Genomic DNA, 21,167 nt, shown 5'->3' with positions numbered 1-21,167 from the left:
GACACGTGGAGCTGACAGATACTAATCGGTCGAGGGCTTATCCTTAATTAAATCAGTAAGTTTGGATGAAGTTATCTAGTTTTGAGGGAATATGCCTCAAAAACAAAAGATTTGTCAGCGACAAGAGATTCGAGGAAGCAAAACGACGACTCTCCGGAGTGTACTTTACCGTACATGAGGAAGAGGAGGAGTGAAGCTGACGAAGAAAATCGCCGTTGATCACAAATCGATAGATGTCTGGTGGCAATAGCGAAGAGGTCACACCCGTTCCCATACCGAACACGGAAGTTAAGCTCTTCAGCGCCGATGGTAGTTGGGGGCTTCCCCCTGTTAGAGTAGGACGTTGCCGGGCATATATATTATTCCACAGTAGCTCAGTGGTAGAGCTATCGGCTGTTAACCGATCGGTCGTAGGTTCGAGTCCTACCTGTGGAGCCATTATATGGAGAGCTGTCCGAGTGGCCGAAGGAGCACGATTGGAAATCGTGTATACGTTAACCGCGTATCAAGGGTTCAAATCCCTTGCTCTCCGCCATAATTACTTAACATACGGCCCGTTGGTCAAGCGGTTAAGACACCGCCCTTTCACGGCGGTAACACGGGTTCGAATCCCGTACGGGTCACCATGTTTTTTTCGAAGAAAAAAACTTATACATATAAACCTTTCGGAGGATTAGCTCAGCTGGGAGAGCACCTGCCTTACAAGCAGGGGGTCGGCGGTTCGAACCCGTCATCCTCCACCATTTTATCTTAATATATTGATTATCATCGCGGGGTGGAGCAACGAGCGCTACAGCACGATTAAGCTGCGAGTAAACTCGACGCATACACTTCTAAGAAAATACTGGTAGAGGAAGAGTTCCTCATACTCGGACACATCGTCCGTAATCTTAATATCATCGCGGGGTGGAGCAGTCTGGTAGCTCGTTGGGCTCATAACCCAAAGGTCGCAGGTTCAAATCCTGTCCCCGCAACCAAATGGACTCGTGGTGTAGCGGTTAACATGCCTGCCTGTCACGCAGGAGATCGCCGGTTCGATCCCGGTCGGGTCCGCCATTTTATCTTTAATAAGAAGTTTTGGCTCGATAGCTCAGTCGGTAGAGCAGAGGACTGAAAATCCTCGTGTCGGCGGTTCGATTCCGTCTCGAGCCACCATTTTTGGCGCCGGTTTAGCTCAATTGGTAGAGCAACTGACTTGTAATCAGTAGGTTGGGGGTTCAAGTCCTCTAGCCGGCACCACTATCCTTTTTGTTCGAAGTGTAAGAAATTTCCTCTTGAAGAATACATGGATATGTATTAAAATAGGTTTTGTCTCTCATGGAGGGGTAGCGAAGTGGCTAAACGCGGCGGACTGTAAATCCGCTCCTTTGGGTTCGGCGGTTCGAATCCGTCCCCCTCCACCATCTAATTTTTAGCACATTTATTTTGATTTAGGGGCATAGTTTAAAGGTAGAACGAAGGTCTCCAAAACCTTTGGTGTGGGTTCGATTCCTACTGCCCCTGCCATATGGCGATCGTGGCGAAGTGGTTAACGCACCGGATTGTGGTTCCGGCATTCGTGGGTTCGATTCCCATCGGTCGCCCCATATGATTGGGCTATAGCCAAGTGGTAAGGCAACGGACTTTGACTCCGTCATTCGTAGGTTCGAATCCTGCTAGCCCAGCCATATATGCGGAAGTAGTTCAGTGGTAGAATACAACCTTGCCAAGGTTGGGGTCGCGGGTTCGAATCCCGTCTTCCGCTCCAATTATATGATCTTTAAATGGCGGCATAGCCAAGTGGTAAGGCCAGGGTCTGCAAAACCCTTATCCACCGGTTCGAATCCGGTTGCCGCCTCCACTACATACCACCCAGCCGGGGTGGTGGAATTGGCAGACACACAGGACTTAAAATCCTGCGGTAGGTGACTACCGTGCCGGTTCGAGTCCGGCCCTCGGCACCAATTAAATACACTGCCAGCTTTACTTTTCACATGCCGGTGTGGCGGAATTGGCAGACGCGCACGACTCAAAATCGTGTTCCCTTGGGAGTGTCGGTTCGACCCCGACCACCGGTACCATTACATAACATAATAACGTTAAATATAGACGTTCCTTGCACAGTGCAAGGAACGTTTTTTTTCTTTATACTTTTTCAGTACGCAGAGATATACGTTTTTTCTCCATTACATTATCGCATACTAATATACGTGCATTTGGCGCCTAATACTATTCCACTCTCAAATTGTTCACAAAAGAATAAACACTTTGCCAATTATGTGCTCTACCCTAAACAAATGTAAAAAAAAGGCGAAATTTGTAGATGGAAGGCTGTCGGTAATCATATTCAGTATTCCTCTTTAAAATTTGGAAGGGAGTTTCATGAATGAGTGATTTGCAACGAAAGATGGGAACTTTTGCCCTGACCATGGTCGGGCTCGGATCGATCATTGGATCCGGCTGGTTATTTGGGGCATGGAGAGCTGCACAAATCGCCGGTCCAGCCGCTGTTTTTTCCTGGATCATCGGCATGATCGTTATTTTATTTATAGCGCTTTCTTATATTGAATTAGGCGCCATGTTTCCTGAAGCCGGAGGTATGGTGAAATACACACAGTATTCTCATGGATCGTTTGTAGGATTTCTTGCAGCCTGGTCCAATTGGATTGCCATTGTTTCTGTTATTCCTGTTGAAGCAATCGCCTCTGTGCAATATATGAGTTCATGGCCGTGGAAATGGGCAAGGTGGACGCACACGTTAGTGACGGAAGGCACCCTTACCGGGAAAGGATTGCTTATCGCTTCAGTATTGATGCTGATTTACTTTTTTTTGAACTATTGGGCAGTCAGCCTGTTTGCCAAAGCAAATAACCTGATAACAATTTTTAAAATTGTTATTCCTGGACTCACGGTTGGAGCGCTTCTTTTCGTAGGATTTCATGGGGAGAACTTTACATCCGGGCACAGTTTAGCTCCTTATGGATGGGCCAGTGTACTAACTGCCGTAGCTACTTCAGGGATTGTATTCGCGTTCAACGGTTTCCAAAGCCCCATTAATATGGCGGGCGAGGCAAGGAATCCCGGCCGCACTATTCCATTTTCAGTTGTAGGGTCTCTTCTGATCGCAACCGTTATCTACATTTTATTGCAAGTGGCCTTTATCGGGGCTGTCAGTCCTGCCACGATTGCTAAAGGCTGGCATCATTTAAATTTCAATTCGCCATTTGCCGATTTGGCCATTGCACTGGGCATTAACTGGCTTGTCATTCTACTTTATTGTGATGCATTCATTTCTCCTTCCGGCACAGGAACTACGTATACGGCCACCACAGCGAGAATGATCTACGGAATGGAAAAGAACGGATATTTACCAGAAGTGTTTGGAAAGGTTCACCCTTTTTACCGTGTGCCTCGTCCTGCTATGTATTTAAATCTTGCTGTATGTTTTCTGTTTCTGTTTGTCTTTAGAGGCTGGGGGGTACTAGCAGAAGTTATTTCAGTAGCAACCCTTATCTCTTATATCACCGGCCCAGTTACCGTCATGACATTAAGACGGACAGGCAGGAATCTATATCGTCCATTACGTGTTAAAGCACTAAGCATCATCGCACCATGCGGGTTCGTCTTTGCCTCTTTAACGCTGTATTGGGCAAGATGGCCGCTGACTGGACAGGTGCTATTCTTTATTTTGATTGGCCTTCCGATTTACTTTTATTATCAGGCGAGAAAGAAATGGAAAGGTTTCAAAACGAATTTCCTGGCAGGACTCTGGATGGTTGTTTACTTAATCTGCATGATGTTTATCTCCTACCTGGGAAGTGAAAAATTTGGAGGAGCCAACATCATTCCATTTGGCTGGGATATGGTTCTCATTGCATGCTTAGCCCTTGTGTTTTATTATTGGGCTGTAAAAAGCGGGATTCAAACCGAGTATTTAGACGAAGCAGCTAAACTGAATGAGCAAGTTAGAGTTAAAGAAATGTCGAAACGAGGGAACGAGTCTGGGGAAGAAGTAGGTTAACTATTACGGTAAAAAGAAGTGCATAAATGGTGCACTTCTTTTTTTATGGTTTTAATACATCGTGTAAAAATTCCTGATTTCATAAAAAGTAATGGAAGGTTGTCATATTTTTAATACACGCTGATTATATTGGTATCAAGGCAGTTGTAGGTTTTAGCGCAGGACTTCGTTTTAAATGAAGTCCTGCGCTTTTTTTATTGGATGAGATAGGAGTCAGAGGAACCGCCGTGGATTTGAACAAACATTTTCTCTATCGCTGATAGCAGTTTTTGGGCCTCATCGTCCGCCATGGAGGGTCTGAGGTAAACGAGCTGGAGGGCATTTTTGACCTGTTCTCCTGTCATGGTGCGTTTGGAATCGACGATAGGGCTTCCAAATGCGCCGTTTTCGTCTGCTGACAGAAGTTTCCCTTCCATGTTCATTAAACGACCGTTTAACCCTTCATATTGATCTCCAGGAGCTCCTATTTTAATTTCAACGTCTCCATGAACCCCATCTGCATTATAAATCCCTAAAGGTATACCATATTGAAGGGAAAAGAAGTTATTTACGTCAACGGCCGAATTGACCAGTGCTACGTCCTTGCCGCCATATACACGGCGCAGGAGAGCTTCAGAGGAAGGCCTGTAGCGGGACGGATCCATGGAGAGCTTTTTGAAGACCTGACGCCATTCCTGTATACCCGGGTGGTCGGCCGCCGCCTTTTCAAGAGCATCTAGTTTCAGGGATTCAAGAAATAATTGGAATCTGCCTTTTAGCATTTGCGGTGATTCTTCAATCACGATATCATGATATAGTATTACGCCCATTTTAAAGGAAGGAACAAGCTTTTTTATGTCCTCTGCCAGTTTAATCATCAACTTTTCACCCTTATCTTATAGCTTTATTTTATAGTTAGTTTACCATAGATGAAATCATCCATTTAAGGAGAAAGGAGGTGCAGTCATGACAGGCGCCCAGTTAAAAGAAGAACTCATTGCATATAGTAAATCAATTGGTATCGACAAGATTGGGTTTGCTGCCGCGGATGTCTTTGCGGAACTGAAGGAAAGGCTGAAGGAACAGCAGAACCACGGATACCAATCTGGATTCGAAGAAAAAGATATCGAGAAACGGACGAATCCCCAGCTGCTGCTTGAGGGAGCGAACACCATCATCTCGATTGCTCTTGCTTATCCTTCCAGGATGAAAGATGCTCCACAAAGTACAAGGGAAGCGAGAAGAGGAATATTTTGCAGAGCTTCCTGGGGTGTGGATTACCATCATATTTTGCGTGAGAAATTAAGGCTTTTGGAAGCATTTATCGCTGAAAAAGCCCCGCATGCCCGTTCTGTGTCGATGGTGGATACCGGCGAACTGTCTGATCGTGCGGTGGCAGAACGTGCCGGAATTGGCTGGAGCGGAAAAAATTGCGCAACCATTACGCCGGAGTTTGGTTCATTTGTTTATTTGGGAGAGATGCTGACGACGGTTTATCTTCCGCCTGATACGCCCATCACAGACCAATGCGGAGATTGCAACATCTGTGTGGAGGCTTGTCCTACGGGCGCTCTCGTACAAGGGGGACAGCTCGATTCGAACAAATGCATCGCCTTTTTAACACAAACTAAGGATTTTCTTCCTGATCAATATCGTGAAAAGATCGGCAACCGGTTGTATGGTTGTGACACATGCCAAACGGTCTGCCCTAAAAATAAAGGAAAAGATTTTCACCTTCATCCCGAAATGGAGCCGGATCCTGAAATTGCAAAACCTTTATTAAAGCCGTTACTGAAGATGAGCAACCGGGAATTCAAGGAGAAGTTCGGCCATGTGTCCGGTTCCTGGAGGGGGAAAAAGCCGATTCAACGAAATGCCATCATTGCGCTTGCCCATTTTAAGGATACCAGTGCTGTCGGAGATTTGGCGCAGCTCATGAAGGAGGACCAAAGGCCTGTTATTCGCGGAACCGCTGCCTGGGCACTCGGTAAAATAGGCTCAGAGGCGGCGGAAAACGAGCTTATTTCGGCGAAAGAACAAGAAAATGACGGAAATGTGGCAGCTGAGATCAACAAAGGCCTTCAAATGATTCAAAATCAAGGCATACACTAATCGCATCGCAACTACATGTCCGTTAGTATAGAAACCAAGAAAATAAAAGAAGGGATTTTTATGTGTAATATCAAAACCTTATTCTCTTACGAGGAAATGGATAGCCCCATGGGCCCCCTGACTGTTATCGCTACACAAAACGGCATTTGCCGGATTGACTTTGGGAGCCTTGAAGAAAATTTACCATCCCTTCAATCCTGGATGTCAAAGCACTATCTTAAGGGGGAACTGATCCATTCACCGGAAGAACTCAAACCGGTTGTTGATCAGCTTGCAAGTTATTTCAGCGGGAATCTCCAACAGTTTACTATTCCTTTGGATTTATATGGCACTCCTTTTCAAATAAAAGTGTGGGAGGAGCTTAAGGGAATTCCCTATGGTGCCACATGTTCCTATAAAGACATTGCTCAAGGAATTGGTGCACCAAAAGCAGTAAGAGCTGTAGGCAGTGCAAACAATAAAAATCCAGTTCCGATCATTATTCCTTGTCATCGTGTGGTAGGGAGCAATGGCGCCCTGGTCGGTTACGGCGGGGGTCTGGATAAAAAAGAGCTGCTTTTAAACATCGAGCTTCAAAACTTTATACCTAAGTCTTCCTGAACCGTTTATTTTGACGGTTCTTTTTTTTTGGCTCTGATTCATATGGTAATAGTACGTTACTTTTGCAGCAGTGGAGGTGCCATATGAACTGGCTGGAACATCTCAAATTTTATGTCCAAAAGCTGACCGACTGGATGGTCAATGAGAACTGGAGTGATAGTGTTCAGCTTCCGATGGAGGAAAGGGAAAGCTTTGCAAGGAAAAAACAGGCACTGCATGAAAGGAATGCGGTTCTTGTCAATAATAATGTGGAGGCGCAGGTTCTCAGGCATTCGGTTTTTAATGATACGAGACAGGTAGATTATGTACTTCACTTCAGCAATTTAATCCGGCATGGATTCGATTTTTATGTTGAGGAGTGGATCCAGCAGAGGCGGGCTGTGTTTAAAGACGACGTGCTGATCAGCGACCAGCTGCTGAATCCTGAAGGGAAGCATAAAGAAAAAGTGAAGATCGAAAGGGAAACGGATCCGCCTGAACCTCGAAAGCATACGTACGATCGGCTTGCAGCGGTACAGTATGCCGAGCGATGGTGGAATACGTACAATCCAGCCTACAAGTCATTTGATGTTGATTGTACAAACTATATCTCCCAGTGCCTTCATGCGGGGGGAGGCATTCCCATGGCCCATCACGGGACACGTTCCAAAGGGTGGTGGTTTAAGTATCATGACTGGAGCTACAGTTGGACAGTGGCCAACGCCATGCGGTGGTATTTAAGCGGATCAAAGGCAACCCTCCAGGCGAGGGAGAAATCCTCTGCCAGTCAGCTCATCCCGGGTGATGTTATTTGCTATGATTTTGACGGCGACGGTCACTGGCAGCATACCACCATTGTCGTGGGGAAGGATTCTTCGGGCGAGCCGCTGGTAAATGCCCATTCCACGGACAGCCGGATGAGGTATTGGAGGTATGAAGACTCTACGGCTTATACTCCGAAAATTAAATATAAGTTCTTTCATATTACGTAAAGTCCCACCTCAGGGCTAATTCTTCATAAAAGTGCTATAATAATGAAGATATAAGTATACGAGGTGAGAGTTTTGGGTTTACATGTAGTTCTTTATCAGCCGCTGATCCCGGCGAATACAGGGAATATTGCCCGTACATGTGCGGGAACAGGCACTTCACTGCATCTGATTCGGCCGCTTGGCTTCTCAACGGATGACAAACAGCTAAAGCGTGCAGGTCTTGATTACTGGGAACATGTAAATGTTCATTACTATGATTCGCTGGAAGAACTGTTTGAACGGTTTCCGGAAGGATTGTTTTACTATATTACAAAGTTTGGAAAGCAGCGGTATACCGATATGGATTACAGCGCGCCGGCCAGGGATCACTTTTTTGTATTTGGCCGGGAGACAACCGGATTGCCGGATGAATTATTGAAGGCAAACGAGGAGTATTGTTTCAGGCTGCCGATGAATGATAACATCCGGTCGCTGAACCTTTCCAATACAGCCGCCATTTTAATTTATGAAGCATTGCGCCAGCAAGGTTTTCCGGCGCTCACATAAGCTGCTGGTGAAATAAATAAAAAAACGTCCCGGGCTCGGGGCGTTTTTTTATATGTACTGATTATTTGGCTCCAGGATTATCATTGTATCCCGCAGTGAAAATAGCGGTCAAGAACGTAAGCATAACTCCTAATATCAGGATAAAACTCATGCGGTCTCCTCCTTTTGGTGTAATGGTTCCGTATCTTCTTTTATTATAACGAAACCGCTGTCATCGTACAACGGCAAACACAGCCTCAAAAAGAAAAGACTATTTCTTCAACTCGTATCATACCCATACTAAAACCACTATCATTCATTAAATTCTGTGGCAATATGGCAATCCTGCGAAATTCATAAAACAAGTTGAATGATTGGGGACATCCTCGCATAAAGTAGATTAACAAACGAAGGATGCAAACACTACGCAAGGGGGTACACATGGATATTTTAGGTAAAATCCAATTGCACCGTGAAGAAGAGAGGCGTCTTGCCTGGGAAGGTACCTTCGGAGAATACCTTGAGATTTTAAAGGAACGTCCCTATGTCGCTCAGTCCGCTCATTCCCGAGTCTATAATATGATTAAAGATGCTGGAATAGAGGAAGTGAACGGAACCAAGAAGTATAACTTTTTTAACAACCAGATTTTTGGACTTGAAGATTCAATCGAGCGGCTGGTGGAGGAGTATTTCCATCCTGCAGCCAAACGGCTGGACGTGAGAAAAAGGATACTTTTGCTGATGGGGCCAGTTTCCGGAGGGAAATCCACCATTGTCACCATGCTTAAGAGGGGTCTGGAAGATTATTCGAAAACAGAGGCAGGGGCAGTCTATGCCATTAAAGGTTGTCCGATGCACGAAGATCCGCTGCACCTCATACCGCATCATTTAAGAGATGATTTTTACCGGGAATTTGGCATTCGAATTGAAGGCAACCTCTCCCCGTTGAACACTATGAGGCTTGAAAAGGAATATGGCAATTGCATTGAAGATGTAATAGTGGAGAGAATCTTTTTTTCCGAGGATAAACGGACAGGGATTGGAACGTTTAGTCCGTCCGATCCGAAGTCACAGGATATTGCCGACTTAACCGGCAGCATTGATTTTTCCACCATTGCAGAGTTCGGTTCAGAATCGGATCCCCGCGCTTACCGCTTTGACGGAGAACTGAACAAAGCCAACCGGGGGATGATGGAATTCCAGGAAATGCTGAAGTGTGATGAAAAATTCCTCTGGCATCTCTTATCATTAACGCAGGAAGGCAACTTTAAAGCAGGACGTTTTGCCCTTATCTCGGCTGATGAGCTGATTGTGGCGCACACCAATGAATCGGAATACCGTTCGTTTATCGCCAACAAGAAAAATGAAGCTCTTCATTCGAGAATTATCGTAATGGGTGTCCCTTACAATCTGAGGGTTTCGGAAGAAGAACGCATTTATGAAAAAATGATTAAAGAAAGTGACATGTCCCATGTTCATATTGCTCCTCATGCGCTTCGGGTGGCGGCCATTTTCTCGGTACTTACCCGCTTGATGGATTCCAAAAAGCAGGGCATGGACCTCATCAAGAAAATGAGGCTGTATGATGGTGAAATCGTGGAAGGTTATAATCATATTGATCTCGAAGATCTTCAAAAAGAATTTGCCGATGAAGGCATGAGCGGTATTGATCCGCGGTATGTCATCAACCGGATTTCGTCTGCCATCATCCGCAAAGAGATAACCTCCATCAACGCACTCGATGTGCTCAGATCGATGAAGGATGGACTGGATCATCATGCGTCCATTACGAAAGAGGATAAAGAACGCTTTATTAACTTTATCTCTCTTGCCCGAAAAGAATATGACGAGATTGCCAAGAAAGAGGTTCAAAAAGCATTTGTTTACTCTTATGAGGAGTCTGCCAAGACACTGATGGACAATTACCTCGACAACGTTGAAGCTTATTGCAACAAAAACAAGCTGAGAGATCCGCTCACAGGTGAAGAAATGAGCCCGGATGAAAAACTCATGCGATCCATTGAGGAGCAAATCGGGATCTCTGAAAATGCCAAGAAAGCCTTCAGGGAAGAAATATTGATCCGAATATCAGCGTATGCCAGAAAAGGAAAGAAATTCGATTATAATTCTCATGAACGGTTAAGAGAAGCGATTCAGAAAAAGCTGTTTGCTGACCTAAAAGACGTGGTAAAGATTACAACATCCTCAAAAACACCGGATGAAGCACAACTGAAAAAGGTGAATGAAGTAATCGCCCGTCTCGTGGATGAGCATGGGTATAATACGACATCAGCGAATGAACTACTGAAATATGTAGGAAGCCTGTTAAACCGGTAACTGTAAAAAACGCATCCCTTTGTAAAAATGGGATGCGTTTTTTTATCTTTAAAAAGGTTGTCAGCAGAACACATTACACATAAGAATAAAAACCAAACAGGAGGAGAATACCTTGTAATATGATAAACTATAGTGGTAAATTAATACTATACGCTAACAAAAAGGAAGTGAAAGGATGAGTTCCAGGGAGAAGAGCAGCCAATTATGGGATTGGATCAAAGCCATTGGAATTGCACTTATTCTAGCGTTGCTAATAAAAAACTTTTTATTTGAGCAGTACGTTGTTTATGGAGAATCAATGATGCCTACGATCGAAAACGGGAACAGGCTGATTGTAAATAAATTAGGCTACAATATAGGTGAACCTAAGCGATTTGATTTAATCGTGTTTCATGCAAATTCGCAGGAGGATTACATCAAGCGGGTAATCGGTATGCCGGGAGAGCACATCGAGTATATAAACGATCATCTTTTTATCAACGGCAAACAGGTAGATGAACCTTACTTGGATGATTATAAAAAACAGGTGACCAACGGGAACCTGACGGGAGATTTTACGCTGGAAGAAGTCACCGGGAAAAAGGTGATCCCGAAAGGAAAGGTTTTTGTGATGGGAGACAACCGGCTTCATAGCATTGACAGCCGGCACATCGGGCTGGTTGATGAAAGCAAAATCGTCGGGGAAGTGAACCTGCGTTATTGGCCGATGGAGGAATTGAAAGTCATAAAGTAGTTTATTGACGAGGAGTATTGGGAATAGTGGAGGCAAGAGGTGATGGTTATGTCCAGAGAACAGGATTATATCGATAAACCAAAAAACAGCTCCATGACACCAAATTTAAAAGAAATGAAAGAGCATGGAAAAGTGATGGAACACATGTCCACCAACGTAAATGTGAAAAAAAGCGGAAAAATGCCTGATCCGGATCAATTTGAGGATGAAGAAGCAAAAAAAGATAAATAATCGTTGCGAAAAACCTGCTCCGGGATGACCTGGACAGGTTTTTTTGCGGAATTTGTTTGGAAATTCAAAATATCTATTTACTAATGAGAATCAATCTCATATAATGAGATTAAAATACTGATAATAATTATCATTCTCTCAGAGGTGCTATATATGGTATTAACGGACATTAAAGCTGGCGGAAAAGCAAAAATCACCAATACGGAACATGTGAATGTACTTGTACGAAGAAGATTGCTTGACTTGGGTATCATGGAAGGAACGGAAATCAGCATTAAACGAATCCTCCCATTTGGAGGTCCGTTTGCGGTGGAAGCCGGCGGACAGTGGGTGGGCATTCGCAGAAGTGAAGCCAAATTGATCCAGGTGTGCCATTCATGATTGAAATCGCACTTGCCGGAAATCCGAATACCGGAAAAACCTCTTTATTTAATATTCTCACCAATTCGTATGAATACGTTGGGAACTGGTCAGGTGTAACGGTAGAGAAGAAAGTCGGCATGCTGAATAATAAAAAAGGGCATCTTATCGATCTGCCCGGAATATATTCACTTAATCCTTTGTCCAGGGATGAAGGGGTGGCAACCCGCTTTTTGATTGAAGAGAATTTTTCCATGGTTCTCAATATCGTTGACGCCTCCCAGCTTGAACGAAACTTATACTTAACGATTCAGCTTCTCGAATATGGAAAACCTGTAGTGATCGGGCTGAACATGGTTGACGTAGCCAAGGGCCGCGGAATCATGGTTAATGAAAAGAAACTGTCCGAGAGATTACAAAGCCCCGTTTTGCCGATAGTGGCCCGTACAGGATCCGGCTGTAAAGAGCTTGCAGGGCTTTTAACCAATGAAGAACAAGAGAACAAGCCCTTGTATATTTCATATGGTCAGCCGCTGGAAAGAGCGATGGAGACGCTCGTGGCAAAAATGCCGGACGCCGAAAATTTGCCGCCAAAACGTTGGCTTGCTCTTCAATTTTTTGAAGGAAATGAAGTGGTGCATGCATTGCTGAAAACAATGATGCCTGAAGCTGAGCTTCAACGCATTTTTGCAGAAACCGAGGCACAGGTTCAATCCGAAGAGGGGGCCAAATCACTTTCCTATCATATCCGCGCCGTACGGGCGGAGTATATAAAAGGAGTGCTTGATGTTTCCCTTCAAAAAGGCGAAGAAGTCACCTATACATTGACCGACCGGATCGATAACATCGTGACCAACAAGTTTTTGGGGATACCAATTTTTATCCTTTTTATGTACCTGATTTTCAAATTGACGTTTGACTGGCTTGGCAGCCCGATCTCAGACATGCTTGACGCGTTCTTAACGGGACCGCTCACTGACGGCCTGACGTCAATGCTTCAAGCCGCAGGAGCTTCTGCCTTTATTAAGGCCGTTATTCTCGATGGGATTGTTGCCGGTGTAGGCGGCGTTCTTGTCTTTGTTCCGCAAATCATGATCCTGTTCTTCCTGATCTCCTTTATTGAGGATTCTGGATATATGGCGAGAATTGCCATGGTGATGGATAAAACGCTGGAGAGCATTGGTCTGAACGGAAAAGCCTTTATCCCGATGATTATCGGGTTTGGATGCAATGTACCCGGAATTATGGCGGCACGTACCATTGAACAGCCAAAGGAAAGGCTTTTGACCATCATACTCACACCGCTCATGTCCTGTTCCGCGAGACTCTCGGTGTACAGCCTGTTCGTGGGTGCCTTTTTCACACAAAACCAGGCACTTGTTGTCCTTTCGCTCTACCTCCTTGGTATCGTGATTGCACTAACGCTGGCGAAGATTTTCTCTTCCACCATTTTGAAAGAGGAAAGTTCGATGTTTGTGATCGAGCTTCCTCCATATCGTATTCCTCAATGGCGTACATTGATGCGCAATACATGGGAGAAGGGCAAAGGCTTCATCAAAAAAGCAGGTACGTTTATTTTCGGAGGATCTGTTATCATCTGGTTCCTCAGTTATGCAGGTCCCGGCGGACTGGGTGTGGACATGAATAAAAGCTTCCTTGCATTGATCGGCGGAGCCATCGCCCCGCTGTTTGAACCGATCGGGTTTGGCAGCTGGCAGGCAGGTGCTGCGTTGATCACCGGCTTCCTGGCCAAAGAAGTCGTTGTTTCTACCATGAATATCATTTATGTTGCGCCGGATCTTCATACATTGCAAGGAGTCATGGCCCACCATTTCACCTCATTATCGGCTTACAGCTTTATGGCATTCTTGCTGCTCTATGTCCCTTGTCTGGCGACAGTGGCTGTTATCAAAAAAGAAACAGGATCTGCCAAGTGGACGTGGTTTTCCATCATCTATGCCCTGCTGATCGCCTATATTGTTTCATTGATCATATACCAGGGCGGCAAGCTGCTCGGATTTTAAGTTTAACCAGAAAGTAGGGAGTATAAATGCTGCTTAATATTTTGCTCGGAATACTGATTTTTGGATACGCAGGTTTTACTATCTTTCGTTTTGTGAAAAAAAGCAAACAAGGAAAATGCGCGACCTGTTCAATGAAGAAAGGCTGTCAATCCGCATGCAGTGATATGGCAGAAAGCAAAGTCGCATTTAACAACTACACGAAATAAAAAAAGCATTCCATGGCTTGCCATGGGATGCTTTTATTTTTTTACGGTTCTTTATAAAATGTGCCAATTACATAGCAACTCTCGTCTTATCTTGCATAGGATAGTGTAACCAACCCTTTTTACATTCAAAAAGCGGGTGGTTCTTTTATCAATTTGATCCATTACCATTCAAATAAAACAATGAGCATGTACAAAGAAGGAGGGGAAATAATGGGCGAGGAAGCGAAAAACAATTTTGTAGTTTCTCAGGAAAACTGGTCCCTCCACCGCAAAGGCCACCATGACCAGCAGCGTCACATGGAAAAGGTCCAGGAGGCTATTAAAAACAATTTGCCTGATTTGATCAGTGAAGAGAACATCATTCTTTCTAATGGGCGGGACGTCATAAAAATACCCATTCGTTCATTGGATGAATACAAAATACGTTACAATTATGAAAAGAACAAGCATGTGGGGCAAGGAGAAGGAGACAGCAAGGTCGGCGATGTGGTGGCCAGGGACGGAAATCCGGGCCAGGCCGGAGCCGGAAAGGGCAAAGGCGCGCCGGGAGATAAGCCGGGATCCGACTATTCGGAGGCGGAAGTTTCCTTGGCGGAGCTTCAGGAGTTCTTATTTAAAGAATTGGAACTGCCGGATCTGAAGCAAAAAGAACAGGATAATATCGTTCTTGAAAAAGTTGAATTTAATGACATCCGAAAAACCGGCCTGATGGGCAATGTCGATAAAAAGCGCACGATTCTTACAGCGTTCAAGCGTAATGCCCTAAAAGGCAAACCGGCCATTGCGCCGATTTATAACGATGATCTCCGGTTTAAGACATGGAATGAAGTCGTAAAGCCTGAATCCAAGGCTGTGGTGCTTGCCATGATGGATACATCAGGAAGTATGGGGATTTGGGAGAAGTATATGGCAAGAAGCTTTTTCTTTTGGATGACCCGTTTTCTTCGATCCAAATACGAAACCGTTGAAATTGAATTTATTGCTCATCATACTGAAGCAAAGGTGGTCTCTGAGGAAGACTTCTTTAATAAGGGGGAAAGCGGCGGAACCATTTGTTCTTCCGCATACAGAAAGGCATTAGAACTTATCGAAACCAAATATTCTCCATCCCGTTTTAATATTTATCCGTTTCATTTCTCAGATGGTGATAACCTGACAAGCGACAACGCACGCTGTGTGAAGCTCGTACAGGAGATCATGCAGCACAGCAATATGTTTGGCTATGGCGAGGTTAATGCTTATAATCGCCATTCCACCTTAATGAGTGTCTATAAGAACATAACTGATCCGAAGTTCAATTATTACATTTTAAAGGAAAAAGCAGACGTATATCATTCCATGAAAAGCTTCTTTAAAAAGAGGGAAGCTGCGCGCTAACGAGGGATCCCATTATCCATCTATTGGATAATGGGATTTCTTTTATTATTCCCGAAAATTACATATAACTAATTCATAACCAAAGTTGGGAGGGACCGGAGCCTGTGAATATCCGAATAATAAAGCTGATGGTCACGGTTTTTTTTCTGTCTGCGCTTGTATTGTGGTTCTCTCCTCAAAATGCGAGTGGGGCCTGGTTTGAGCCGCTCAAAGTGCATTTTCTCGATGTTGGCCAGGCCGACAGTATATTAATCCAAACGCCAAATGGTAAAAATGTTCTGGTGGATGCGGGAGATGAAAATGACGGTCCGGAAATCACCCGCTATCTTCAAAGCCAGGGTGTGGCTGATATTGATGTACTGGTGGCAACCCATCCCCACCATGACCATATCGGTTCAATGGACGATGTGATCCGGAATTTTAACGTCAAAAAGATTTATATGCCGAATTTGCCCTATGACACCGCTTACTACCACGATTTGTTTAAAATAATCAATGAAAAGAAAATACCGGTAGAGCGGGCAAAAGCAGGAGTCAGCTTTCGATTTGGATTTTCTGTAAAGATGGAAATGCTTGCTCCAAGGTCTTCTTATTATAAATACATTAATGATTATTCAGCCGTAATGAAAGTGACCCACGGCAAAAATTCATTTTTATTAATGGCGGATGCCGGTATGGAATCCGAAAAGGAGATGCTTTCGTCCAAGAAAGATGTACGGGCAGATGTCTTAAAAATCGGCCATCATGGAGCAAATACAGGGACAACCATGGCGTTTTTAAAAGCGGTCCATGCAAAAACGGCCATTATCTCTGTTGGCAAGAACAACCCTTATCACTATCCCTCAAAGGAAGTGTTGTACCGGCTGGCCCGCAGAAACATGACGACTTACCGAACCGATCAGCTTGGCGTGATTACCGCCATCAGCAACGGAAAAAAGATCACATACCGGACGAACGGTTTCAAATAAGGCAGCCCGCAATGAGGCTGTCTTGTTTTTTTAATGAGAAAAACGGGTATAAATGTTGGCTGGCATCTAAAGCTTCCCCCTTGCACTTTTTTGTGCTGGATAAGAAAATAAGAAGGAAGAGAGGGGAGATGAGAGCAATATGATTAAAGCTGTTGTTTTTGACTTTGACGGGCTGATTCTGGATTCGGAAACATCCGTGTATCTTGCCATCCAGGAAATTTTTTCAGAGCATTCAAGCCATATGCCCCTTGAAGTCTGGCAGCAATGCATTGGAACAAAGGATTTCTTGGATCCCTTCGAATATCTAGAGGAACAGATAGGTGAAAAAGTGGACAGGGAAGGACTCCGTGCCATGCATCATGAACGGGTGGTGGCCATGCTTGATGGAACAAGCGCTCTTCCTGGTGTAGAGGATTATCTGGAGGCGGCCAAGGAGCTCGGTTTGAAAATTGGTTTGGCGACAAGCTCATCCCGTGCCTGGGTGACGGGTTACCTGGAAAAACTGAATCTGCTTCCCTATTTCGACTGCATCAAGACGTCTGATGACGTAGAACACGTGAAGCCAAACCCTGCTTTATACCGTGAAGCTGTAAAATGTCTCGGTGTGAAGCCTGAAGAGGCTATTGCATTTGAGGATTCCGCGAATGGAGCCATAGCAGCCAAAGAGGCTGGCTTGTATTGTGTGGTTATTCCAAATGAAGTAACAAAGGGGCTGGTGTTTGGGGATGTTGACCATCAAATGGAAACGATGGCCGAACTGCAGTTTAAGGAATTGCTGAGGAAATTCGGATGATTCCCATTCGGGGCATCAATCATCTCACACTGACTGTCAGCAGCCTGACAAGATCCCTTTCTTTTTATGTTGATGTTTTAGGTGCGGTTTTGATACACCGGGGCCGGACCGATGCTTATATCGAGTGGGGGCCTGTTTGGATTTGTTTGCTTGAACGGGGAGAAGATAATAGGGCAGAAGCTGGCAAAGCCGGTATGGATCACGTGGCATTTACGATCTCTGATTCCGATTTTGATCAGGCCGTTGAAACCTTAAAAGCCAATTCAGTCAGCATCATCAGAGGACCCGTTATTCGCGGGGACGGCAGGTGTGTGAATTTTGTGGATCCTGACGGGATTCAGCTTGAATTGAATACAGGTTCTTTAGCCGGAAGAATGAAAGTCTGGGGCTGAAAAACATTAAAATAAAATAGGAGTTAAGGAGTGAATCCATTGAGCGAAGTTGATGTTTCAAAATTCGAGAAAAAAATTGAACTGAGAAATATTCAATACAATGATATAGATGAAATACTTGAATTGCAGCGGATCTGTTTTCCGGGGCATATGGAACCCTGGAAGCGGGAACAGCTTGAAAGTCATCTTGATATTTTCCCGGAAGGCCAGTTTGTTGTTACCTTTGAGGGGAAAATTATTGGAAGCTGTTCGAGCCTGATCGTTAACTTTGATGAGTACGATGATCAGCATACATGGGATGAAATAACGGATGAGGGCTATATCACGAACCATAATCCAAATGGCTATAATCTATATGGAATAGAGGTTATGGTTCATCCCGATTACCGGCGGATGAAAATTGGAAAACGCCTGTATGAAGCAAGAAAAGAGCTTGCGGAAGAATGGAACTTAAAAAGTATTATTCTTGGAGGACGGATTCCCAACTATTATAAATACTCCAAAGAAATGACACCACGCGATTATGTGAAGGAAGTCATCCACCACAACATTTATGATCCAGTGCTTACCTTCCAGCTCATGAACGGTTTTACCGTGATGAGAATCAACCGCCATTATCTGCCGGATGATAAGCAATCTAAGGAATATGCCACATTAATGGAATGGAACAATGTGGACTACCATCCGCATAACACACGAAGGCACTTCAAAACAAGTGAGCCGATCCGCATTACTGCGATTCAGTACATGATGAAAACCATTGAATCATTTGATGACTTCGCAACACAGGTAGAGTATTATACCGATGTGGCGGCAGATCAGGGATCTGATTTTGCCGTATTTCCGGAATTGCTTACGACTCAGCTTCTCTCATTTGTGGAGGAGAAAAGCCCAAGCCAGGCCATTCGCCGTTTAACTGAATTTACCGAGGATTATATCGAACTGTTTACAGGGTTAGCCGTACGATACAACGTAAATATTATCGGCGGTTCCCATTTTGTGGAGGAGGATGGAAATATTTATAACGTTGCCTATCTGTTCCGCAGAGATGGGACAATCGAGAAACAATATAAGATTCATATCACCCCGAATGAAAGAAAATGGTGGGGAATCACACCGGGAGATAAGGTTCAGGTGTTTGATACCGACTGCGGAAAGATCGCCATCCTTATTTGCTATGATATTGAATTTCCTGAGCTTTCAAGAATTGTTACGGATATGGGAGCGAATATTATTTTCAGCCCGTTCTGTACAGAAGACAGGCAAGGCTATGTCCGGGTAAGGTATTGTTCGCAGGCAAGAGCGGTAGAAAATGAAATTTATACGGTGATTGCGGGGACTGTTGGAAACCTATCGCAGGTAGAAAACATGGATATTCAATATGCACAGTCCGGAATCTTTACCCCTTCAGACTTCGCATTTCCGCGTGACGGCATCGTCGGAGAATGCCACCCGAACATTGAGACCGTGGTCGTCGGGGATGTGGACCTGGAAATCCTGCGCAGACAGCGCAAGACCGGGAATGTCACCCAGCTCCGGAACAGGCGGCTGGATCTCTATGAAGTCATTCAAAAAAGCAAAAGTAAAATGTAAGGTGCATGGCGGCAGGGAAATTCCCTGCCGTTTTTACATGAAATGAAATATTCCTCGGGAAATATGTCACTTCTTACAGAAATGGAAAGATATTTATGCGAAGCATGTCGAAAGCGGTTTTCCTGTCTGCGGCTCTGCGCTATAATAAAGAGACAATAATGATTTAATAAACAGAGATTCAGCATATAAAAGGAGGAGAGTCGGAAAATGACCTGGAAGACATCATATGAAAAATGGCGAAACGAACCAACTCTTGACGAGGAGCTTCGATTGCAGCTGGAAGAATTAGAAAAAACAGAGACGGGCCTGGAGGATTCCTTTTATAAAAATCTGGAATTCGGTACAGGTGGAATGAGGGGCGAAATCGGACCAGGAACGAATCGAATGAATACATACACGATCCGAAAAGCATCCTCCGGTTTGGCAAGCTTTATTGAAGAACAAGGTGAGAAAGCAAAGGTACGCGGTGTGGTGATCGCGTATGACTCAAGACATAAATCTCCTGAATTTGCAATGGAAGCTGCCGGTACACTGGCTTCAAGGGGAATACAGACCTATGTGTTTGAAAGCCTGCGGCCGACTCCCGTTCTTTCATTTGCTGTCCGCTATTTAAAGGCGTTCAGCGGAATTGTGATTACAGCAAGCCATAACCCGCCGGAATATAATGGATTTAAAGTGTACGGGCCTGACGGCGGCCAGCTTCCTCCACGTGAAGCAGACCTATTAACCGAAAAGGTGGAAGAGGTTGAAAATGAACTTGCCATCTCTGTAAAAGATAAATCCCAATTGCAGGAGGACGGTCTAATTCAGATCGTGGGTGAAGAAATTGATACTGCTTACCTGGAGCAGTTGAAAGGCATCACTGTAAATCCAGACCTGATCAAGGACATGGAAGACTTAAGCATTGTCTTTACACCTCTTCATGGAACGGCGAACCTTCCTGTTCGAAACGGCCTTGAGGCGATCGGTTTTAAAAATGTCACGGTAGTCAAAGAACAGGAACTGCCTGATCCCGATTTTTCCACGGTCAAATCACCAAATCCTGAAGAACATGCCGCTTTCGAGCTTGCCATTCAGTATGGAAAAGAAAAAGATGCGGATGTCCTGATTGCGACGGATCCTGATGCAGACCGGGTGGGGGTAGCAGTCAAGAATCTGGATGGTGAGTATGTGGTGCTTACCGGAAACCAGACAGGAGCACTCCTGCTGCATTACCTTTTATCACAAAAAGAGGCACAGGGCGAACTTTGTCCAAAAGGCGTTGTGCTAAAAACAATTGTTACTTCTGAACTTGGAAGAGAGATTGCAAGCTCCTTTGGACTTAAAACGGTGGATACGCTCACTGGATTTAAATTTATCGGAGAAAAGATTAAAGAATATGAGAAAACCGGGGAGCATACCTTCCTGTTTGGATATGAAGAGAGCTACGGCTATCTTATCGGTGACTTTGTGAGGGACAAAGACGCGGTACAAGCCTGCCTGCTGGCAGCTGAGGTAGCAGCTTATTACAAAAAGCAAGGCAAAACGATGTATGAGGGCCTTATGGATGTGTTTTCCACTTACGGCTATCACCTTGAAGGCCTGGAATCCCTTACGCTTAAAGGAAAAGCAGGCGCTGAACAAATTGCAAACATCCTCGACAGCTTCAGAGCTACCCCTCCGTCCGAAATAGCAGGGAAAGCAGTGTTGTATGTGGAAGATTACAGCATAGGCAAACAGCGTAACCTTCAAACGGGAGAGAAGACCCAGATTGACCTCCCAGCCTCCAATGTTTTAAAATATGTTTTAGAAGACGGCTCATGGTTCTGTCTACGTCCATCGGGTACTGAACCAAAAATCAAATTTTACTTTGCCGTCCAATCCAATACGTACAGTGACAGTGAAAATCTGCTGCAAAGTCTGAAGAATGACGTTATGGACCTTGTCAGCCAGCTTGTCGCTGCTGCTCAGTAATCCATCTCAAAGC

Annotated in this window: 18 protein-coding genes, 16 tRNA genes and 1 rRNA gene; 34 read left to right on the top strand and 1 reads right to left on the bottom strand. The window is 44.6% G+C overall.

Translation table 11 applies throughout. The features are described 5' to 3' along the window. Positions 1-236: 236 nt before the first annotated feature. The 18 genes from rrf (at position 237) to DMO16_RS12025 (ending at position 4,000) form a co-directional block, all read left to right on the top strand. Positions 237-352 (top strand): 5S ribosomal RNA (gene rrf, locus DMO16_RS12110). A gap of 11 nt (positions 353-363) precedes the next feature. After that, positions 364-438 (top strand) — tRNA-Asn (locus DMO16_RS12105). Positions 439-444: 6 nt separating this feature from the next. Then, positions 445-535: transfer RNA gene (locus DMO16_RS12100), tRNA-Ser, on the top strand. Positions 536-551: 16 nt separating this feature from the next. Next, positions 552-626: transfer RNA gene (locus DMO16_RS12095), tRNA-Glu, on the top strand. Positions 627-667: 41 nt separating this feature from the next. Next, a tRNA-Val gene (locus DMO16_RS12090) sits at positions 668-743 on the top strand. A gap of 157 nt (positions 744-900) precedes the next feature. Beyond that, positions 901-977 (top strand) — tRNA-Met (locus DMO16_RS12085). A gap of 3 nt (positions 978-980) precedes the next feature. Beyond that, positions 981-1,056, top strand: a tRNA-Asp gene (locus tag DMO16_RS12080). A 23-nt stretch (positions 1,057-1,079) separates the two neighbouring features. Beyond that, positions 1,080-1,155: transfer RNA gene (locus tag DMO16_RS12075), tRNA-Phe, on the top strand. Between the two features lie 8 nt (positions 1,156-1,163). Then, positions 1,164-1,239 (top strand) — tRNA-Thr (locus DMO16_RS12070). An 80-nt stretch (positions 1,240-1,319) separates the two neighbouring features. Next, positions 1,320-1,403 (top strand) — tRNA-Tyr (locus tag DMO16_RS12065). A 29-nt stretch (positions 1,404-1,432) separates the two neighbouring features. Continuing rightward, positions 1,433-1,506: transfer RNA gene (locus tag DMO16_RS12060), tRNA-Trp, on the top strand. Between the two features lie 4 nt (positions 1,507-1,510). Further along, a tRNA-His gene (locus tag DMO16_RS12055) sits at positions 1,511-1,586 on the top strand. Positions 1,587-1,592: 6 nt separating this feature from the next. Further along, positions 1,593-1,667 (top strand) — tRNA-Gln (locus DMO16_RS12050). Between the two features lie 5 nt (positions 1,668-1,672). Next, a tRNA-Gly gene (locus DMO16_RS12045) sits at positions 1,673-1,747 on the top strand. 18 nt (positions 1,748-1,765) lie between these two features. Then, positions 1,766-1,840, top strand: a tRNA-Cys gene (locus DMO16_RS12040). A 14-nt stretch (positions 1,841-1,854) separates the two neighbouring features. After that, positions 1,855-1,943: transfer RNA gene (locus DMO16_RS12035), tRNA-Leu, on the top strand. 32 nt (positions 1,944-1,975) lie between these two features. Then, positions 1,976-2,060, top strand: a tRNA-Leu gene (locus DMO16_RS12030). A gap of 305 nt (positions 2,061-2,365) precedes the next feature. Continuing rightward, entirely contained in the window at positions 2,366-4,000 is a 1,635-nt protein-coding gene (locus DMO16_RS12025; RefSeq protein ID WP_129477666.1) for an APC family permease, read from the top strand. Positions 4,001-4,194: 194 nt separating this feature from the next. On the opposite strand, the gene DMO16_RS12020 is transcribed toward DMO16_RS12025, so the two are convergent. Then, positions 4,195-4,857 carry a B3/B4 domain-containing protein gene (locus DMO16_RS12020; RefSeq protein WP_129477664.1) on the bottom strand — a complete coding sequence of 221 codons (663 nt, stop codon included), beginning with the start codon at positions 4,855-4,857 and terminating at the stop codon, positions 4,195-4,197. Positions 4,858-4,945: 88 nt separating this feature from the next. Between DMO16_RS12020 and queG the strand changes: the two genes are divergently transcribed. The 16 genes from queG (at position 4,946) to DMO16_RS11940 (ending at position 21,154) form a co-directional block, all read left to right on the top strand. Next, a complete protein-coding gene (gene queG / locus DMO16_RS12015) occupies positions 4,946-6,091 on the top strand; it encodes a tRNA epoxyqueuosine(34) reductase QueG (RefSeq protein WP_129477662.1) in 1,146 nt (381 codons plus the stop codon). 60 nt (positions 6,092-6,151) lie between these two features. Continuing rightward, complete coding sequence (locus tag DMO16_RS12010; protein WP_129477660.1) at positions 6,152-6,691, top strand: methylated-DNA--[protein]-cysteine S-methyltransferase; 540 nt, start codon at positions 6,152-6,154, stop codon at positions 6,689-6,691. 83 nt (positions 6,692-6,774) lie between these two features. Further along, the gene (locus tag DMO16_RS12005) at positions 6,775-7,662 is read left to right on the top strand and encodes an amidase domain-containing protein (RefSeq protein WP_061967018.1); all 888 of its coding nucleotides are present in this window, start codon (positions 6,775-6,777) and stop codon (positions 7,660-7,662) included. A 72-nt stretch (positions 7,663-7,734) separates the two neighbouring features. Then, positions 7,735-8,208 carry a tRNA (uridine(34)/cytosine(34)/5-carboxymethylaminomethyluridine(34)-2'-O)-methyltransferase TrmL gene (gene trmL, locus DMO16_RS12000; protein WP_129477658.1) on the top strand — a complete coding sequence of 158 codons (474 nt, stop codon included), beginning with the start codon at positions 7,735-7,737 and terminating at the stop codon, positions 8,206-8,208. Positions 8,209-8,628: 420 nt separating this feature from the next. Continuing rightward, a complete protein-coding gene (locus DMO16_RS11995) occupies positions 8,629-10,524 on the top strand; it encodes a PrkA family serine protein kinase (RefSeq protein ID WP_129477655.1) in 1,896 nt (631 codons plus the stop codon). A 175-nt stretch (positions 10,525-10,699) separates the two neighbouring features. Beyond that, entirely contained in the window at positions 10,700-11,257 is a 558-nt protein-coding gene (gene lepB / locus DMO16_RS11990) for a signal peptidase I (RefSeq protein ID WP_061967024.1), read from the top strand. Between the two features lie 48 nt (positions 11,258-11,305). After that, the gene (locus DMO16_RS11985) at positions 11,306-11,488 is read left to right on the top strand and encodes a hypothetical protein (protein ID WP_074440504.1); all 183 of its coding nucleotides are present in this window, start codon (positions 11,306-11,308) and stop codon (positions 11,486-11,488) included. A 153-nt stretch (positions 11,489-11,641) separates the two neighbouring features. After that, a complete protein-coding gene (locus tag DMO16_RS11980; protein ID WP_061967029.1) occupies positions 11,642-11,869 on the top strand; it encodes a FeoA family protein in 228 nt (75 codons plus the stop codon). Beyond that, positions 11,866-13,872, top strand: coding sequence for a ferrous iron transport protein B (gene feoB, locus DMO16_RS11975; RefSeq protein WP_129477653.1), 2,007 nt, complete (start codon positions 11,866-11,868; stop codon positions 13,870-13,872). Before DMO16_RS11980 ends, feoB begins: the two co-directional genes overlap by 4 nt. A gap of 26 nt (positions 13,873-13,898) precedes the next feature. Next, on the top strand, positions 13,899-14,078 hold the full coding sequence (locus DMO16_RS11970) for a FeoB-associated Cys-rich membrane protein (protein WP_061967034.1): 180 nt from the start codon (positions 13,899-13,901) through the stop codon (positions 14,076-14,078). 210 nt (positions 14,079-14,288) lie between these two features. Next, positions 14,289-15,455, top strand: coding sequence for a sporulation protein YhbH (gene yhbH, locus DMO16_RS11965; RefSeq protein WP_129477651.1), 1,167 nt, complete (start codon positions 14,289-14,291; stop codon positions 15,453-15,455). Between the two features lie 104 nt (positions 15,456-15,559). Beyond that, positions 15,560-16,423, top strand: coding sequence for a ComEC/Rec2 family competence protein (locus DMO16_RS11960; RefSeq protein ID WP_061967039.1), 864 nt, complete (start codon positions 15,560-15,562; stop codon positions 16,421-16,423). A gap of 139 nt (positions 16,424-16,562) precedes the next feature. Then, a complete protein-coding gene (locus DMO16_RS11955) occupies positions 16,563-17,216 on the top strand; it encodes an HAD family hydrolase (protein WP_061967042.1) in 654 nt (217 codons plus the stop codon). Beyond that, positions 17,213-17,608, top strand: coding sequence for a VOC family protein (locus DMO16_RS11950; RefSeq protein ID WP_425590034.1), 396 nt, complete (start codon positions 17,213-17,215; stop codon positions 17,606-17,608). Before DMO16_RS11955 ends, DMO16_RS11950 begins: the two co-directional genes overlap by 4 nt. A gap of 39 nt (positions 17,609-17,647) precedes the next feature. After that, a complete protein-coding gene (locus tag DMO16_RS11945) occupies positions 17,648-19,201 on the top strand; it encodes a bifunctional GNAT family N-acetyltransferase/carbon-nitrogen hydrolase family protein (protein ID WP_061967044.1) in 1,554 nt (517 codons plus the stop codon). 207 nt (positions 19,202-19,408) lie between these two features. Beyond that, a complete protein-coding gene (locus tag DMO16_RS11940; protein ID WP_129477648.1) occupies positions 19,409-21,154 on the top strand; it encodes a phospho-sugar mutase in 1,746 nt (581 codons plus the stop codon). Positions 21,155-21,167 lie beyond the last annotated feature (13 nt).

Source organism: Fictibacillus sp. S7 (assembly GCF_004127935.1).
Taxonomy (GTDB): Bacteria; Bacillota; Bacilli; order Bacillales; family Fictibacillaceae; genus Fictibacillus_C; species Fictibacillus_C enclensis.
Note: the sequence above shows the minus strand (reverse complement) of the source record. Positions and strands in the feature narration are given on the sequence as shown.